The following is a 16,829-nucleotide window of genomic DNA, read 5'->3' as shown; positions in this document are numbered from 1 at the left end:
ACAGCGTCCTGCCCCCAACGCCATACCTACAGGTACAGCCCCGCGTCCGAGCGCCCCCGGGGTTCCGGCAGCGAGGTCGGGGAGGTGCCCCGGCGCAGTGCGTACAGCTCGGCCAGGGTCGCGCCCTCGCGGCCGACACCCTCCTCCGTGCCGAGCCAGTCCACGGCCTCCCGGCGGGTCAGCCCGCCGACCTCGATACGGGCCAGACAGCGGCCGGGGCGGACGACGGCGGGGTGCAGGCGCTCCAGGTCCTCGTTGGTCGTGACCCCGACCAGGACGTTGCGGCCCTGGCCGAGGAGGCCGTCGGTGAGGTTCAGCAGCCGGGACAGGGCCTGGCCCGCCGTGTGCTTGGCCTCGCCGCGGATCAGTTCGTCGCAGTCCTCCAGAAGCAGCAGCCGCCAGCGGCCCTTGCCGGTGCCGTCCTCCTCGCCGATCGCGATGTCCATCAGATAGCCGACGTCGGAGAAGAGCCGCTCGGGGTCCAGGACGCAGTCGACCTGGCACCACTCCCGCCAGGAGCGGGCCAGCGTGCGCAGCGCCGAGGTCTTGCCGGTGCCGGGCGGGCCGTGCAGCAGGAGCAGCCGGCCGGCGATGTCCTCCGGGGTCGTCCCCATCAGCTGGTCCAGCGCATCGGCGACGGGCGCCGTGTAGTTGGGGCGCACCTCGTCCCAGGTGCCCGCGGAGATCTGCCGCGTGGTGCGGTGCGGGCCGCGCCGCGGCGAGACGTACCAGAAGCCCATGGTCACGTTCTCAGGCTGCGGCTCGGGTTCGTCCGCCGCGCCGTCGGTGGCCTGGTCGAGCACCTGCGCGGCCAGTTCGGCGGTGGTCGCGGTGACCGTGACATCGGCCCCGCGGTTCCAGCGGGAGACCAGCAGCGTCCAGCCGTCGCCCTCGGCCAGGGTGGCGCTGCGGTCCTCGTCCCGGGCGACGCGCAGCACGCGGGCGTGCGGCGGCAGCAGGGTCGCGCCGGAGCGCACGCGGTCGATGTTCACCGCGTGCGAGTACGGCTGCTCGCCCGTCGCGAAGCGGCCGAGGAACAGCGCGTCGACGACATCGGACGGGGAGTCGGAGTCGTCGACGTTGAGCCGGATCGGCAGTGCGTCGTGCGGGGGTACGGACATGCCGCCATGATCCGGCACAAGGGCGTCGCCCGCACCCGGATTCCGCAGTGCGCGAGGTACGCCCGGTGTGTCGGGTGTGCCGGACGCGCGCGACCGCTCCCGTTCCGCGTGCGTGGCCCCGACGGGCTCGGCCGGGGCCACCCCTCAGACCGGTCGCCGGAGTCGGCGGGCCCGCCGCACCAACGCGTAGCCCTTGGTGAGCGCGCGGTCCCTCACGAACGTCCGGCCGATCGCCCGCCCGTCGACGAGCCGTTCGAACTCCTCGGCGTCCGTGGTACGCCGAACCGTCACCCGCCGCAGGGCGTACGGCCCCTGGGCGCGCCGGGCGAGGGAGTTGCCCACGGCGAGCGCCTGGGCGAACCCGTGTCCGCGCACCGCCGTACGCACCCGGCGGCTGGAGTAGCCGTACGGGTAGGCGAACGACACCGGCGGGGCGCCCAGTTCGCCGGCGACGATGTCCCGGCAGCGGGTCAGCTCGGCGCGCAGCCGGGCGTCGTCGATCCGGTCGAGCTGCGGGTGGGTGTGGCTGTGGCCGCCGACCTCCACGCCGCCGTCCGCCAGTGCGCGCACCTGCCGCCAGTCCAGCATGGTGTCCAGGCCGCCCCCGGTGTCGTAGGCGCCCCGGACCCAGCCGGTGGTGACGAACAGGGTGGCCGGGAAGCCGTGCTCGGCCAGCGCCGGGAGGGCGTGCCGGTGCACGCCCTCGTAGCCGTCGTCGAAGGTGATCAGGACCGGGCGGGCCGGCAGTGGCCGGCCGGACCGCCAGCGGGCCGCCAGATCGGCGGTGGTGAGCGGGGTGAGGCCCCGGTCCGCGAGCACCGCCATCTGGTCGGCGAACGCCTCGGGCGTGACCGAGAGGGTGCGGGTGGCGTCGTTCGGGTCGGCGGTCACCGCGTGGTACATGAGGATCGGCACCCGCGCCCCTGTCATACGGCCCGCTCCACCTGGTCCACCGAGATCGGCACCACGGCGAACGTCGTCCCCGCCCGCCGCGCCCGCGCGCTGCCGACCAGGTACCCGCCGGCCGCCGTGAGCACCCCGGCGACGATCGCGGCCGCCCGCCGGGCCCCGCCGGGCCGGGCCAGCAACTGGTCGCGCAGTCCGCGGACCACACCGGCCGGCAACACCCGGGTGGCGTAACGGCGTTCGGACTCCAGTCCCTTGTCGACGCCGACGCTGCGCGCGACCAGTGCCTTGGACAGGCCCTCGGCGTAGGTGCGCGTGCGGAAGTACCCGAAGTGCTCGCGCGCCTCGGGCACCTTGTGGTGGATCACCGCGCGGTCGTCCATCAGCAGGATCGCGTCGGGTCTCGCGCGGCTGAGCCGGATGCACAGATCCGTCTCCTCGCCGCCCATCGGGCGTTTGCTGCCGTCGCGTCCGATGCCGCTGGCGAAGCCGCCCACGAAGTCGAACGCGGTGCGCCGGAAGGAGGCGTTCCCGCCGAGGATGTTGCGTACCCGGACCCGGCCGGGCGGCAGGCCCCGGTAGGAGCAGCCCACCACCCAGTCGAACTCGTCGGGGAACCAGTCGGGCCGACGGCCGGAGGACCAGACGGGCACCGCCCGGCCGCCCACGGCCAGGACCCGGGGATCGGAGTACGGGTCGGCGAACCGGCGCAGCCAGTCCCGTTCGGCGACGGCGTCGTCGTCGAGGAAGGCGACGACCTCGCCCCGGGAGGCGGCGATGCCGGTGTTGCGGCCGGCCGACAGACCGCGCGGGCCCGCGTTGGGCAGCACCCGCGCCTCGTCCGTCTCCTTGTACTCGCTCCTCAGCCGGTCCAGGAGCGTCGGGTTGTGGTCGACGACGACCAGGGTCTCCAGGGCCGGGTGGGTCTGTGCCCGCACCGAGGCGACCGCCGCGAGGATGTCCTCCCAGCGGTCCTCGGTGTACGCGCAGATGACGACGGAGACGTCGATCGTGCTCAAGACGCCTCTCCCCGTGCCGAGTCGAGCATCGGCGAGCGGCGGGTCACCCGGCGCAGCGCACGCCGGTTGGAGCGCTCCTTGAGGATCACCCGCAGCACGCGCAGCCCGTCGCGGACGGCGCGCAGGTTGCTGACGCCGTGGATGCGCAGGTACTCGTGGCTGGGGATCTCCTGCACCTTCAGGCCGGCCTTGACGACCCGGATGTTCATCAGGGTCTCGACCTCGAAGCCGGTGCAGTCCAGCTCGATCTTGTCCAGGCAGTGCCGCCAGAACGCGTTGTAGCCGTAGCACAGGTCGGTGTAGCGGGCGCCGAACTTGCGGTTGACGAGGGCGCACAGGACCCCGTTGCCGAGCCGGCGGATGAAGGTCATGTCGTCGGTGCCGCCGCCGTTGGCGAAGCGGGAGCCCTTGGCGAAGTCCGCGCCGGAGACGAGGGCGCAGACGTACGACACGATCTCGTTGCCGTCGGCCGAGCCGTCCGCGTCGACCATCACGATGATGTCGCCGCTGCACGCCTCGAAGCCGGTGATCAGGGCGTCGCCCTTGCCGCGGCCCTGCTGTCCGACGACCTTGACGCCGGGCCACAGTTCACGCGCGACCTGCACGGTGTCGTCGGTGGAGTTGCCGTCGACCAGGACCACCTCGTGGATCCAGTCCGGCAGGGTCTTGAACACGTACGGAAGGTTCTCGGCCTCGTTCATCGCGGGGATGACCACGCTCACCGGTGGCGCGATGGCCAGGTGGGAGGAGATGGGCCGGTACTTGCCGACGGTCGACGGGCTTTCGAGATCCTGGCCCGATGTCGCCGGTTGCAGAACGGAACTCATGAGTCTGGTCCCTCTCGTCCGGTGGGCCGCCCGCCCCTGGGCGGCCCGGAATCCACGTCCGGTTCGAAAGGGGGGTTCCTCACCCATGGCGGAGTGATCTCCGCGCAGACACGGGTGAGCTGGCAGAACTTACCGGCCACCGTCGAAGGACGGCAGCCGACCGCGCGGCACGGCCCGGTCACCAGTGCGGTCACCGAGCTCGGCACCCCCCTACCGCGCTCCCGCCCCGATACCGCCGCGGTCCCTGAGCCCTCCCCTGGAGCCGTTGCCGACGGTCCGATGCGAGTGAGATGTATGACGGTATTGATGATTACGCCCGGATGGCAAGCCCTTGGCGGCTCACTCCCCTTTTTGTTCGTTTGACCGTTACATCGTGATGCGTCCCCTTCGAAAGCAATCGGTACAGGAACGGACACGGGAACGGACATAAGTGTTCCCCGGAGGCCACGGAGCCTCCGGGGAACGGTGGTTCAGATCAGTACCGGGGGGGATCGGTACCGAGGATCAGGTGCCGCGCGGGTCAGGGGACGATCTTGAGGAGCTTGTTGGGTGAGCCGGTGCCCGGGCTGGTGACCACGTTCGAGGTCGCGCCGTTCACCAGCGCCGTGGCCACCTGGGCCGGGGTGGCCGAGGTGTGGCCCGCCAGGTAGACCGCGGCCGCGCCCGCGACGTGCGGGGTCGCCATCGACGTGCCGGAGATGGTGTTCGTGGCGGTGTCGCTGGTGTACCAGCCGGCGGTGATGGAGGAGCCGGGGGCGAAGATGTCCAGCACCGAGCCGTAGTTGGAGTAGCTGGCCCTGGCGTCGGTGCTGGTGGTGGCGCCGACGGTGATGGCCTGGGTGACGCGGGCCGGGGAGTACGAGGAGGCGTTGGCGCTGCTGTTGCCCGCCGCCACCGCGTAGGTCACACCGCTGGCGATGGAGTTGCGTACCGCCGTGTCCAGCGTGGTGGACGCGCCGCCGCCGAGCGAGAGGTTGGCGACCGAGGGGCCCGAGTGGTTGTTCGTGACCCAGTCGATGCCCGCGATGACCCCCGCGGTGGTGCCGGAACCGGCGTTGTCCAGCACCCGCACCGCCACGATCTTCGCCTTCTTGGCGACACCGTAGGTCGAGCCCGCGATCGTCGTGGCCACGTGGGTGCCGTGACCGTTGCCGTCGGAGGCGGTGGTGTCGCCGTCGACGGCGTCGTAGCCGTACGAGGCCCGACCGCTGATCTGGGAGTGGGTGATGCGGACGCCGGTGTCGATGACGTACGCGGTGACGCCGCTGCCGGCGGTGTCCGGGTAGGTGTACGTGCCGGACAGCGGGAGCGAGGTCTGGTCGACGCGGTCCAGGCCCCAGGGGGCGCTCGACTGCGTCGTGTCACTCACCCGGACGGTCTGGTTCTGCTCGACGGTGGCCACCGCCGGGTCCGCGGCCAGTCTCCTCGCCTCGGTGGCGGAGAGCGTGGCGGTGTAGCCGTTCAGCGCGGAGCCGAACGTCTTGCCGACGGTGCCGCCGTACCCCTTGACGAGGTTCTTGCCGGTGGCCGAGGACGCCTTGAAGCCGGCCTGCGACTTCAGGGTGACGAGGTAGCTGTCCTTGACGGCGGTGGGGGAGCCGGCCGCGAGGACCTTGCCCTCGGCCGGTGCGGCCTGGGCGGGGAGCGCGGTGAGCCCGCCGACGAGGGCGGCGGCCGCCACGGTGGCGGCGGCGGTTATGCGGGCCTTGTTGCTACGCAGTCGTGCCATTACGAGGGATTCCTCCTCTAGGCAGCCCGCGCCTGGGTCGGGCGCACGGCTGTGGGGGAGTGCGCGCGGTCGCGCACACGGCCTCGGACGTCGCGTTCCGTTCGCGGCTGAGGTAAAGCCTCGGCCGTCTACGGGCGTAGAACAAGGGAGTTGAGGGGTTGTCAACAACCTTGACATGAGCACGCAATGCCACGCGCACAAAGAGGCCACGAACGGTCCCGATCGGCGCCGAAAGTCTTGGCATGGACACTTCCGGTCAACATGCGTAGTTGGTACGACAGTTATGGCAGAGATCCTGCTAAAGGAGGTTCCATGAGACGTTCCCGACTTGTCGTATTCGTGAGCTCACTCCTCCTCGCCCTCGGCGCCGCCCTCACCGGCGCGGCCTCGGCGCAGGGCGCCCAACTCGCAGCCACAGGCGGCTATGTGGCGCTGGGGGACTCCTACTCCTCCGGAGTCGGCGCGGGCAGCTACATCAGCTCCAGCGGCAACTGCAAGCGCAGCACCAAGGCGTACCCGTACCTCTGGAACGCCGCCCACGCCCCCTCGTCGTTCACCTTCGCGGCCTGCTCGGGCGCCCGAACGGATGAAGTTCTGGCGAGTCAGCTCGGCGGCCTCAACTCCTCGACCGGCCTGGTCTCCGTCACCGCCGGCGGCAACGACGCGGGCTTCGCCGACGTCATGACGACCTGCGTCACCGGCTCCGACAGCACCTGCCTGTCCCGCATCAACACGGCCAGGGCCTACGTCGACTCGACGCTCCCCGGCAAACTCGACACCGTCTACTCCGCCATCCGAGCCAAGGCGCCCAACGCACGCGTCGTCGTCATCGGCTACCCCCGCTTCTACAAGCTCGGCACGGTCTGCCTGGGCCTGTCCGAGGCCAAGCGCTCCGCCATCAACAACGCGGCCGACTACCTGGACGCCGCGACCGCCAGGCGCGCCGCCGCCCACGGCTTCGTCTTCGGCGACGTCCGCACCCCGTTCACCGGCCACGAGATCTGCTCCGCCAGCTCCTGGCTGCACAGCCTCAACTGGCTGAACATCGGTGAGTCGTACCACCCGACCGCGTCCGGTCAGTCGGGTGGCTACCTGCCGGTCCTGAACAGCGCCGCCTGATCCGTCAGCTCCGTCAGCTCCGTCAGCACCGTCACTCCGAGGCGGAAGGTGAGGGGGAGGCCCCGTCCGTCGGGGTCTCCGTCTCGCAGGTGACCGAGAACGGCACCGAGTTGGACGTCGTCTTCACCGGCTCCCGGATCTCGACGGCGATCGAGTTCTGGTACGTCCCGCTCTCGGCGTACGTCGACACGATCACTTGGTCCTGCTTGGACTTCCCGCCGCCCGAGGGGAAGTCGAGCGTCTTCCAGGTCTGGCCGGAGAGCTCACCGTCCTTCGACACCCAGCGGTAGGACACCGTCGCGGGCAGCCGCCCCACCGTGATCGTCGCCGTGAAGGCGGGCGCGTCGCCGTCCGGCGGCGGACAGCTGCCCGAGTAGTCCGTGTGCGCGCCGGCGACGGTGACCGAGACGGTCTGCGCCGGGGCCTCGGAGCTCGCGCTCTCGCTCGGACTCGGGCTCGGGCTCGGCGACTCGCTGCTCTCCGCGCTCGTCTCCGGCTGCGTCGGAGGCGAACTCAGGATCCCTGTCGCGCTGTCGGTGACCCCGCCGCCGGCGTCGCCACCACCGTCGTCGTGGTTCAGCAGCCCGTACGTCAGCCCGGCGACCGCCAGCGCCAGCATCACCACACCGGCGACGAGGACCACACCGGCGCGCCGGCTCCGGTGCGGCTCCGCCGAGCCGTTCGTCGTCGCCGGGGCGGCCGACCAGGACTGGGGCGGGGTCGGGGCAGACGGCTCCTGGCGGAACGGCTCCGCCGGGGTCGAGGCCGTCGGCGGATACGGCGCGAACGGCGCCGGTGGCGTCGAACGGATCGTGTCGCGGCGGGGAGCGCCGCCCGCGGCGACGAGCCGCAGGTCCTGCTCGGCCCGGTCGGCCGGCAGCCGCTCGGCCGGGTCCTTGCGCAGCAGCCCCTCGATCACGGGCGCGAGCGGCCCGGCGCGGTGCGGCGGCGGCAGCTCCTCGTCCACGATCGCGCGCAGGGTGCTCAGCGGCGTGTCGTGCCGGAAGGGGGAGTTGCCCTCCACCGCCGCGTACAGCAGCACGCCCAGCGACCACAGGTCCGACTCGGGCCCGGGCGTGCGCCCCAGCGCCCGCTCCGGCGCGAGGAACTCGGGGGAGCCGATGACCTCTCCGGTCATCGTCAGCGCGGAAGTGCCCTCGACGGTCGCGATACCGAAGTCGGTGAGCACGACCCGGCCGTCGTTCGACATCAGCACGTTCGCCGGCTTCACGTCCCGGTGCAGCACCCCGGCCTCGTGCGCGGCCCGCAGCGCGGACAGCACCTCGGCGCCGATGTGCGCGGTCCGCGCCGGTTCGAGCGGACCCTCGGCGTCCAGCAGCTCGGCGAGGGAGATCCCGCGCACGATCTCCATGACGATCCACGGCCGCCCGTCCTGCGTGGCCACGTCGTACACCGTGACGACGTTCCGGTTCGCGACCCGGGCCGCGGCCCACGCCTCGCGCTCCAGCCGCGCGTACATCCGCTCGACGTCCGAGGCCGCCAGCCCGTGCGGTGCACGCACCTCCTTGACGGCGACCTCGCGGTGCAGCACCTCGTCACGGGCCCGCCACACCGTGCCCATGCCGCCCTCGCCCAGCGGGGTCAGCAGGCGGTAGCGTCCCGCGATCAGACGTTCACTGCCCGGTTCTTCGGACACCGCGCCCCCATTTCGCTCTTCGTATCCGGGCGAAAACCTCCGCAACCCCACAAACGTAGCTCAGCCGAGTACGGATGCGGCCCCCTTGAGTACCAGTCCGGCGCCGAGGGCGACGACGAGGAACGCGGACCACAGGGGCAGGTTGCGGCGGACCAGCGTCACGACCGGGTGGGCCGTCCAGCGCGGCTGCCGGTCCAGCAGACGGGTCGTCCCCGCGCCCAGCCTGACGACGGCGAACCCGGCGGCGGTCAGGGTCAGGGCCAGCCCGACGCCGTACGCGACGACGAGCAGCAGCCCGAACCAGGCGTGTCCGAGCGCCGCCGCGCCGACCAGGACCACCACGGCGGACGGACTGGGGACCAGGCCGCCGGCGAAGCCGAGGAGGAGCGTGCCGCGAAGAGTGGGGGCGACGGCGTGGGTGTGGGTGCGGCCGCCGTGGGAGTGCGTGTGGGTGTGGCCGTGATCGTGGCTGTGGTCGTGACCGTGCTCGTGGTGGCGGTCCTGGCCGTGGTCGTGACGGTGCCCGTGGTCGGGCCCGTGGTCGGGCCCGGCGTCGTGATGGGCATGGGTGTGCGGGGTGGGGGCGCCGACCAGGGCGAGTTGACGGTCGGGGGTCTGCGCGGGCTCGTGGGGGTGCGGGTGCCCGCCGGCAGGGTGGGGGTGGGGGTGAGGATGCGGGTGGGTGTGTCCGTGGGGGCTGTCGGGGCCCCGGCCGCGCCAGGCCCGTCGTGCGAGGCCCGCGCCCGCGAAGAGCACCAGTGCGCCGCTCGCCAGGCCCAGCCAGGCGATCACCGAAGGCGCCGCGGCCGAACCGGCGGTGACGAGGAGGCCGAGGGCGACGACGCCCAGGGTGTGGGTGACGGTGACGGAGGCGGCGAGCGGCAGGACGTCCTTCATCCGGGCCTTGCCGCCCCGGGCGGCCGCCGTCGCGGCCATGATGGTCTTGCCGTGGCCGGGCGCGACCGCGTGCATCGCGCCGAGGCCGATGGCGATCACCAGGGCCAGCGCGGCGAAGCCGACGGTGAGGTCCTGCCGGGCGACCAGATTGTCCAGGGCCCGCGTCCAGCGGTCGGCGCCCCGCGGCAGCACGGACGCGGCCGGCGCGTCCCGGTCCTCCTCGACGAGGGCCGCGCCACCGGGCCGCACCCGCACGGAAGCGGTCGAGGTGTCGGCGGGCGAGGAGAGCAACTCCTTGGGATAGCTGGTGAGTTCGGATGAGACCGACTTCTTCGGCACATCGGAGTCGGCGAGCGTCATCCGGTCGCCGCGTGCGGTGATCTCGCGCCAGCCGGGCCCGGAGGAGGCGCCCTCGCTGTGGAAGGTGAGGGAGACGGTGTCCTCGCCGGACACGGCGGGCAGCGGAGCCGTCAGCCCGCACTCCACGCGCAGGGTGTCGAGCCCCGCCTGACCGGGCCGTACGACCGCCTCGGCGGCGCCGGCCGTGAGGGTGACGGCCCGGCCGTCCACGGTCAGCCTGCTGCCGGTCGCCGCCGTCGCGCAGCGCTGCCGGGCCCACTCGGTCATCCCGAGCCGTTCGATGTCCGGCTTCGCCTGGGTCGCCGGGATCTCGGCGAGGTCCTCGACGTGGTCGACACGGAGCCGGCCGGGGGCGGCGACGAGACCGTCGTAGCGGTTGACGGTGAAGTTGCCGAGAGGGTGCGCGCTCGCGTCGGTGGAAGGGACCAGCGCGAGCGCGCAGCCGGCCGTGAACACGGCCGCGCAGGAGGCCAGCAGACGACGGGAAATCACTTGCTCGCCTCCAGCGTCTTGAGCGCCGTACGGGCCTCGCGGGCGCCGAGCGGCGAGAAGCCGGGGTTCACCTTCAGGGCGGCGGCGAGGTGGGTACGGGCGTCGGCGGGGTGTCCTGTGGCCTTCTCGATCACCCCGCGGTGGTAGAGGAAGGACGCGTTGCGGTAGCCGGTGGCCGTGGCCTGCCGGGCGTAGGGGAGGGCCTCGGCGTCCTTGCCGTTGACGTGCAGGGCCCAGGCGAGGGCGTCCGCCGTGTGCACGGTGTGCCGGCGGGACCAGTCGTCCCGGGCCGCGCGCAGGGCCGTCGCCCGGTCGCCGTGGTCGGCCGCGGCGAGCGCGGTGTCGAGGTCGGCGTTGACGCCGTTGGCGCGGGCGATGGCCGTCCACGCGTCGACGAGGAGGTACTGGTTCTCGGCCTTCGCCGCGTCTCCCTCGCGGCCCCGGGCCTCGTACAGCTCGCCCAGCTCCACCAGCGGTCCGGGGAGCGGATAGCGGGCGACGATCAACTCCAACCCCTTGATCGCCTCCGCCTGTTGTCCGCTCGCGGCCTGGGCGCGGGCACGGCCCTCCAGCGCGGGGAGGTAGTTCTCGTCGGCGGCGAGGGCGCGGGCGTAGTGGGTGAGCGCGGTCGGGTAGTCGCCCTGGTTCCAGGCGAGTTGACCGAGCTGGGCGGCCACGTAGGCGATGTCGCCGGGTGAGGTCGACGCGGCGAGCGCCCGCTCCAGGACCCGGCGGGCGGTGGTGACGTCGCCGCGCAGTTCGTGGACGTACGCGTAGCGGGTGAACACCGGTACGCCCGGCCGCCGTTCGTCAGCCGTCTGCACGGCCTCCTCGGCGTCGTCGTACCGGCCGAGTTCGACGAGGGCGTCGATACGGGAGCACAGGGCGCGCTCGCTGTAGGGGTTCTGCTTCAGCGCCTGGCCGGCCAGGTCCAGGGCGTTCGCGAAGTCGTGCCGGGCGGCGGCGAGGGCGGCCCGGCCGGCGAGCGCCTGGTCGTTGTCGGAGCGCAGCGAGAGGGAGCGCTTCAGGGCCTGCTCGGCCTGCGGGTAGCGCGAGGGGTCACCCTTGGTGCGGGCCTGTTCGACGTAGGCGAGCCCGAGGGTGGCCCAGCCGCCGAAGTCCCTCGGCTGCGCCCGGAGATGGGCCTGGAGCGCGGTGATGCCCGAGTCGAGGTCGCCACTGGCGAGCAGCCCGGGGGAGACCGCCGCGGCGGTCGACACGGGCACGTTCTGCCCGTCCCGCACCGCGCCGAGCGCGATCGCCCCGGCGGTGAGCGCCACGGCCAGCATGGCGGCGCAGGCGCTGAGCTGAGCGGCCCGCCACCGACGCCCGGCAGCCCCCGCCCGTCGCACGGCGGCGACCCGCTCGTCGCCACCGGCAGCGAGTTCGCCGCTGCCACGGTCGCCGGCACCACCGCGGTCATCGGCGTCACCGCCGGCCTCGGCATCCGCGGCTGCACAGCCGTCGGCCTCCCTGGCTTCGGCTTCGGCTTCGGCCTCGGCCCCAGCTTCGGCTTCTGCCCCAGCCCCAGCCTCGGCTTCTGCCTCGGCCTCGGCCCCGGCTCCAGCCTCGGCTTCTGCCTCGGCCTCGGTAGGGGTGCCGGCTTTCGTGTTCCCGGGCTTTGCCGCGGCCGTGGCCGCGGTCTGCGTGTCGGGGGCTTCCTCGGGGCTCGGGCCGGGGTTCGGCGCCGGTCGGCCGGAGTCCGCGGGCTGTCCGCCGGAGGCGGGTGTGCCGGAGTCCGGTACCGGTCGGGTGGGCTCCGGTTCGCCGTCGTTCGTCCGCGGGGACATGCCCTCTCCTAGGTCGCCTCGGGTCGTTCAGCCTGCTCGCGTGGGGGCGGCGCGGCCCGCGCCGTGGGGGATGAGTACGCGGGCCGCGCCAGTCTGTGGGGCGGGCCGGGGAGCGCAGGATTCTCCCCGGCCCGCTCAGGAGGAGGGCCCAGTGGGCCCCGCTCAGGAGGAGGGCCTAGTAGGCCCTCCGCCGCCCGCGCCACCACATCAGCCCGCCGCCGATCAGCAGGATTCCGGCGGCGCCGGCGCCCGCGGAGGAGGCGATGAGGGTGGTGTTGCCGGTCGAGCCGGAGAGGGCGTCGCCGAGCTGGCTGCGGGTGGCCGCGTCGGTCTTGGCGGTCGCGCCGCGCGAGCCCTCGGTGGGCAGGGCCACGTACGGGAAGTACTTCTCGAAGGACTTGTCGTTCTTGTCGACCGCGTCGCCCAGGTCGTTCTTGGAACCGACCAGCTCACCCTCGACGACCTGGAGCGAGGCGTCGATCACGTCGTCGGTGAGGCGACGGCCGTTCGGGAAGCCCGCGTTGTCGCCGTCCAGGACACCGAGCCGCTTGGGGCTGGCGGTCGGCTTGATCGAGGTGTTGAGGCGGAGCTCCTCCGACGGGGTCACGTACGGCGGCTGGTTGAGGCCCTTGACGCCCTTCAGGAACACGTCGACGAGGTCGTTGCGCGGCTCGGCCGGCGCCTTGATCTTGTAGATCGCCTCTATGAGCTTCGGCAGCTCGGGGTTGGTGACGTTCTTCAGGAACTGGCCGTCGTCCTTGGGCTCGGACGCGTTGAACTTGTCCTTGTCCTTGATCGGGTTGACGACCTCGTTGACCAGCGGCATGCCGAGGCGCGAGACCTGGGAGTAGTGGCCCTGGGCGTTCTCGCGCTGGGTGGTCGACCAGATGCCGACGATCGGCTGGTGCTCCGACTCGGCGATCATGTCGCTCGGGACCTGCAGCGCGATCGAGTTGACGTTGTAGCCCTTGAGCGTGTCGTTGCCGACCTCGGAGAGGTCACCGCCGTACAGCAGGTCGAAGACGCGCAGGTCCAGGAAGAACGGGTCGTCGGCCTGGCCCGCGAAGGTCTTGGCGCCGTTGGGAAGCTTGTAGATCGCGTGGTCGCGCAGCTTCGCGTAGTCCGGCATCGAGGCCTTGCCCACGTTCGACGGCGCCACCGGCACGTCGTCCGCGATCTTCGTCTCGTGCTCGACCTTCCCCTTCTTCGACTTGATCAGTTCGAGGTCGTACGTCTGCGTGATGTTGAGGTCGGCGTCGTCCAGGCTCTCGACGACACCCGTGTTGTAGAGGAACGTCTTCTTGTTCTTCACGTGCGTCTTGAAGGTGTAGCGGAAGGTCAGATCCTCCTTCGCGTCACCGTTGTTGTCGATGTGCAGGTCGTACTGGGCGTCCTCGGCGAACGGGAAGAAGTTGGGACCGCCGGCCGGCTCCTCGAAGGGGATCCAGTTCGCGACGATCGTCGTCGTGTCCGGGTGGTCCGGGCTGACGAAGGCGTACACGTCGGTGTTGTCGTACTGCGGGGTGCCCGAGATGAGGGGGGCCTCGCGGTGGCTGGAGGCATAGGCCGCCCCCGGCACCAGCGTGGCCACGCCGGCGGCTGCGAGCCCCCCGGCGGCCAACGCACCGCAGACGAGGGTCGCGACGCTCCTGCGTCCGTTGCCGCTCCTGGAGAAAGCTGTCATGCCGTCCGTCCTCTGTGCCAAGTTGCCTGACGGACAGTGATACGGAGCGGGGGGTGGTTTTGGATTGGTCGAATCCCAAAAACTTTTTCTTTCCTGCTCACCCGCGTTTTCGGCCCTTCGATACGTACCCCCCATCCGGAGGTGTGTTCGTTTGCGAATGCCTGGTGTGACGGGGCGGCCCGGGTGCGGCGGCCGCAGGGAGGGGGACCGCATGGAGGCGGACGAGCTGCTGGTGCTCGTGGCTGGGGGCGACCAGCGCGCATTCGAACAGCTCTACGGACTGGTGTCGGGGCCGGTGTTCGGGCTCGTGCGCCGGGTCGTCAGGGATCCCGCGCAGTCGGAGGAGGTCGCCCAGGAGGTGCTCCTGGAGGCCTGGCGCTCGGCCGGCCGCTTCGACCCGAACCGGGGCAGCGCCCTCTCCTGGATCCTCACCCTCGCGCACCGCCGCGCCGTCGACCGGGTGCGCAGCGCCCGCGCGGCCGTGGACCGTGAGCAGCGCGAGGCGTCGCGGTATCACGACCCCGCCTTCGACCAGGTGGCGGAGGAGGTCGAGGCGGGCCTGGAACGCCAGTTGGTCCGTCGCTGCCTCGACCGGCTGACGGCGCTCCAGCGTCAGTCCGTCACCCTCGCCTACTACGACGGCTACACGTACCGTGAGGTGGCCGACCGGCTCTCGCTGCCGCTGGGCACGGTCAAGACCCGGATGCGTGACGGACTCACGCGGCTGCGCGACTGCCTGGGAGGTGCCGCATGAGTGTGCTCGGCCTGTTCCGCCGCGAGGACCTGCACTCGCTGGCCGCCCCCTATGCGCTCGACGCCCTCGAACCCGACGAACGCCGCCGCTTCGACAAGCATCTGACGGGTTGCGACCGCTGCTCCGCCGAGGTCCGGGTGCTGGCCGAGGACGCCGTCCGGCTCGCCTGGTCCCAGGCCACGCAGCCACCGGCGGCCATGCGCACCCGGGTACTGGCGGCCGTGCAGAGAACGCCGCAGGAGTCCTCCCGCGCTCCGGTACGGGAGCGCGTGCCCCAGCTGCCGCCGCACGTCTGGGGCACGCAGCCGCCGCCCGGACGCTCCCGTACGCCCCGCGCGCGCCGCCCGCTGTTCGTGCCGTTCGCCACGGCCACCGCCGCCGCGGCCCTCGTCGTCGCCTCGCTCTTCGCCGTCCAGGCGGGCCGCGCGCAGGACGAGCTGAACGCCGAGCGTGCCCAGGCGCGTGAGATCGCCCACGTTCTCGCAGCTCCCGACGCTCGGGCGAGCACCGGGAAGGACGCGCAGGGCCGCAGTATCGGAGTGATCGCCTCCGCCGAGGAGGGGCAGGCGATCGTCACCCTGAGCGGATACGCGGAGCTGCCCACCGGTCAGGTGCATCAGCTGTGGCTCATGCGCCCCGACGCGCAACCGCGCTCCCTCGGGCTCTTCGACGGCGACACGCCCCTGGTCGCCACCGGCCTCGACAAGGTCGCGACATCACTCGCTGTGACCGTCGAGCCCGACGGGGGATCACCACAGCCCACTACCCAGCCGGTTGTCCAACTCACCCTGAAATCGGTTGGATTCGGAGAGTGATCGGAGAGGCGTCGTCAACCCCCTTACGGGGAAGGTGAATCCTGTGAGCTCGATACATGTGTGCCTCGACGGGGCGATAGGGTTACCCTGCCCGGGCCGGGTGGACTCGTACGGGTGGGGAGTGACATGGAACAGATAACGATGCACAGCAGGGCGCGGGTCCCTGCGATCACCTGCGGGAGCAGCGCGACCAGTTCGCGCCTCGACCGCCATCTCTCGGTGCTGGCGGGCCCCGCCATACCGCAGCGCGAGACGCTCGAGGCGACCTCGCTCATGCGGGAACTGACCGCGCGTGAGCCCGCGCGCGGCCACGGTCCCAAGACGACGCGGGCACGGGTGAGCCGCGTCTCGCTCTTCGCGCCGCTGCGCCGACTGCGGCGTTCGCTGTTCGGAGGCAGCAAGCACTGACCGGCCGGCGCGTGCTCACGTACTGAGTCCCGCGCTCAGGCGGCCACACCGTCCCGGCGCAGCGCTGCGATCTCCTCGTCCGTCATCCCCACGGCGCGCAGCAATGCTTCGGTGTGTTCCCCGAGCGCGGGCACGTCTCCCATTCGTGCCTCCGCCCCGCCCGGCAGCGTGATCGGCGGCAGCAGTGCCCGCAGCGGCCCGACCGGCGTCCCCACCTGCCGCCACCGCTCGCGGGCCGCCAGCTGCGGATGGTCCGCCAGCTCGTGCAGATCTCTCAGGCGTGCGCAGGCGATGCCCGCGCCCTCCAGCCGGGCGAGCGCCCCGTCGGCGTCCAGGGCGCCCAGTGCTTCGGCCACCAGCGCGTCCGTACGCACCCGGTTCACCACTCTTGCCGCGTTCGTCGCGTACGCCGGATCCGTCCCCAGTTCGGGTCGGCCGAGGACCTGTTCGGCCAGCCTGCGCCACTCCCGGTCGTTCTGCACGGACAGCAGCACCCGCCCGCCGTCGGCGGTGGCGTAGGCGTCGTAGGGCGCGATCACCGCGTGCGCGAGGCCGGTGCGGGCCGGGGCGGCGCCGCCGTGCATCGTGTGGTGCAGCGGATGCCCCATCCACTCCGCGAGCGCCTCCAGCATCGACACCTCCACCGGCCCGCCCCGCCCGGTGGTGCCCCGCCGCACCAGCGCCGCCAGCACGCCCGAGAAGGCGTACATGGCCGCCGCGATGTCCGCCGCGGGGATTCCCGCCTTCACCGGCTGCTCCGGCGTCCCGGTCACCGACACCAGCCCCGCCTCGCACTGCACGAGCATGTCGTACGCACGCTTGTCCGCGTAGGGTCCGCTCGCCCCGTACCCGGAGATGTCCACGGCGACCAGCCGCGGATGCGCCGCGCACAGGGTGGCCGCGTCCAGACCCAGCCGGGCCGCCGCCCCCTGCGCGAGGTTCTGCACGAACACGTCCGCGCCCGCGATCAGCCGCCGTACGACGTCCTGGCCGCGCGGGTCCTTGAGGTCCAGTGCGATGGACTCCTTGCCCCGGTTGCACCACACGAAGTGCGAGGCGAGGCCGGCGGCGGCCGTGTCGTAGCCACGGGCGAAGTCACCGCCGTCGAGCCGTTCGACCTTGATCACCCGGGCGCCGAGGTCGGCGAGCTGCCGGGTGGCGAACGGGGCCGCGACCGCCTGTTCGACGGCGACGACGGTGAGGCCCTCCAGGGGCGGCGGCAGCGGCGGGGGGCTCTGGTCCATGAGGTGG

The 16,829-nt window shown here is 72.3% G+C and carries 14 protein-coding genes; 4 read left to right on the top strand and 10 right to left on the bottom strand.

Annotated elements, in window-relative coordinates; genetic code table 11:
* Positions 1–26 precede the first annotated feature (26 nt).
* The 5 genes from ACFWBD_RS23050 to ACFWBD_RS23030 form a co-directional block, all read right to left on the bottom strand.
* Complete coding sequence (locus tag ACFWBD_RS23050; RefSeq protein ID WP_385669741.1) at positions 27–1,121, bottom strand: DUF5925 domain-containing protein; 1,095 nt, start codon at positions 1,119–1,121, stop codon at positions 27–29.
* Positions 1,122–1,265: 144 nt separating this feature from the next.
* The gene (locus ACFWBD_RS23045; RefSeq protein WP_385669738.1) at positions 1,266–2,051 is read right to left on the bottom strand and encodes a polysaccharide deacetylase family protein; all 786 of its coding nucleotides are present in this window, start codon (positions 2,049–2,051) and stop codon (positions 1,266–1,268) included.
* A complete protein-coding gene (locus ACFWBD_RS23040; RefSeq protein ID WP_385669736.1) occupies positions 2,048–3,046 on the bottom strand; it encodes a glycosyltransferase family 2 protein in 999 nt (332 codons plus the stop codon). Before ACFWBD_RS23040 ends, ACFWBD_RS23045 begins: the two co-directional genes overlap by 4 nt.
* The gene (locus tag ACFWBD_RS23035; protein WP_385669733.1) at positions 3,043–3,873 is read right to left on the bottom strand and encodes a glycosyltransferase family 2 protein; all 831 of its coding nucleotides are present in this window, start codon (positions 3,871–3,873) and stop codon (positions 3,043–3,045) included. Before ACFWBD_RS23035 ends, ACFWBD_RS23040 begins: the two co-directional genes overlap by 4 nt.
* A gap of 520 nt (positions 3,874–4,393) precedes the next feature.
* Positions 4,394–5,602 carry a S8 family peptidase gene (locus ACFWBD_RS23030; RefSeq protein ID WP_385669730.1) on the bottom strand — a complete coding sequence of 403 codons (1,209 nt, stop codon included), beginning with the start codon at positions 5,600–5,602 and terminating at the stop codon, positions 4,394–4,396.
* 312 nt (positions 5,603–5,914) lie between these two features.
* On the opposite strand from ACFWBD_RS23030, the gene ACFWBD_RS23025 reads away from it, so the two are divergent.
* Positions 5,915–6,721: an SGNH/GDSL hydrolase family protein gene (locus ACFWBD_RS23025; RefSeq protein ID WP_385669727.1), complete on the top strand. Its 807-nt coding sequence runs from the start codon at positions 5,915–5,917 to the stop codon at positions 6,719–6,721.
* 31 nt (positions 6,722–6,752) lie between these two features.
* Here ACFWBD_RS23025 and ACFWBD_RS23020 read toward each other — a convergent pair whose 3' ends face one another.
* The 4 genes from ACFWBD_RS23020 to ACFWBD_RS23005 all read right to left on the bottom strand — a co-directional run bounded on the left by ACFWBD_RS23020 (position 6,753) and on the right by ACFWBD_RS23005 (position 13,601).
* Positions 6,753–8,378: a serine/threonine-protein kinase gene (locus ACFWBD_RS23020; protein ID WP_385669724.1), complete on the bottom strand. Its 1,626-nt coding sequence runs from the start codon at positions 8,376–8,378 to the stop codon at positions 6,753–6,755.
* A 60-nt stretch (positions 8,379–8,438) separates the two neighbouring features.
* The gene (locus tag ACFWBD_RS23015; protein WP_385669721.1) at positions 8,439–10,127 is read right to left on the bottom strand and encodes a sulfite exporter TauE/SafE family protein; all 1,689 of its coding nucleotides are present in this window, start codon (positions 10,125–10,127) and stop codon (positions 8,439–8,441) included.
* The gene (locus tag ACFWBD_RS23010) at positions 10,124–11,917 is read right to left on the bottom strand and encodes a tetratricopeptide repeat protein (protein WP_385669718.1); all 1,794 of its coding nucleotides are present in this window, start codon (positions 11,915–11,917) and stop codon (positions 10,124–10,126) included. The genes ACFWBD_RS23015 and ACFWBD_RS23010 overlap by 4 nt, the downstream gene beginning before the upstream one ends.
* Before the next feature lie 175 nt (positions 11,918–12,092).
* Complete coding sequence (locus tag ACFWBD_RS23005) at positions 12,093–13,601, bottom strand: DUF4331 domain-containing protein (protein WP_385669716.1); 1,509 nt, start codon at positions 13,599–13,601, stop codon at positions 12,093–12,095.
* Positions 13,602–13,812: 211 nt separating this feature from the next.
* Here ACFWBD_RS23005 and ACFWBD_RS23000 point away from each other — a divergent pair, with 211 nt between their 5' ends.
* The 3 genes from ACFWBD_RS23000 to ACFWBD_RS22990 all read left to right on the top strand — a co-directional run bounded on the left by ACFWBD_RS23000 (position 13,813) and on the right by ACFWBD_RS22990 (position 15,578).
* The gene (locus ACFWBD_RS23000; protein ID WP_054239311.1) at positions 13,813–14,355 is read left to right on the top strand and encodes a sigma-70 family RNA polymerase sigma factor; all 543 of its coding nucleotides are present in this window, start codon (positions 13,813–13,815) and stop codon (positions 14,353–14,355) included.
* Complete coding sequence (locus ACFWBD_RS22995; protein ID WP_385669712.1) at positions 14,352–15,170, top strand: anti-sigma factor domain-containing protein; 819 nt, start codon at positions 14,352–14,354, stop codon at positions 15,168–15,170. The genes ACFWBD_RS23000 and ACFWBD_RS22995 overlap by 4 nt, the downstream gene beginning before the upstream one ends.
* Before the next feature lie 126 nt (positions 15,171–15,296).
* Complete coding sequence (locus tag ACFWBD_RS22990; RefSeq protein ID WP_385669709.1) at positions 15,297–15,578, top strand: hypothetical protein; 282 nt, start codon at positions 15,297–15,299, stop codon at positions 15,576–15,578.
* Positions 15,579–15,613: 35 nt separating this feature from the next.
* On the opposite strand, the gene ACFWBD_RS22985 is transcribed toward ACFWBD_RS22990, so the two are convergent.
* Positions 15,614–16,822, bottom strand: a complete 1,209-nt coding sequence (locus tag ACFWBD_RS22985; protein ID WP_385669706.1) for a CaiB/BaiF CoA transferase family protein — start codon at positions 16,820–16,822, stop codon at positions 15,614–15,616.
* Positions 16,823–16,829 lie beyond the last annotated feature (7 nt).

It is taken from the genome of Streptomyces sp. NPDC060002 (assembly GCF_042737245.1).
GTDB lineage: Bacteria > Actinomycetota > Actinomycetes > Streptomycetales > Streptomycetaceae > Streptomyces.
This window is presented reverse-complemented; position numbering and strand designations above follow the sequence as displayed.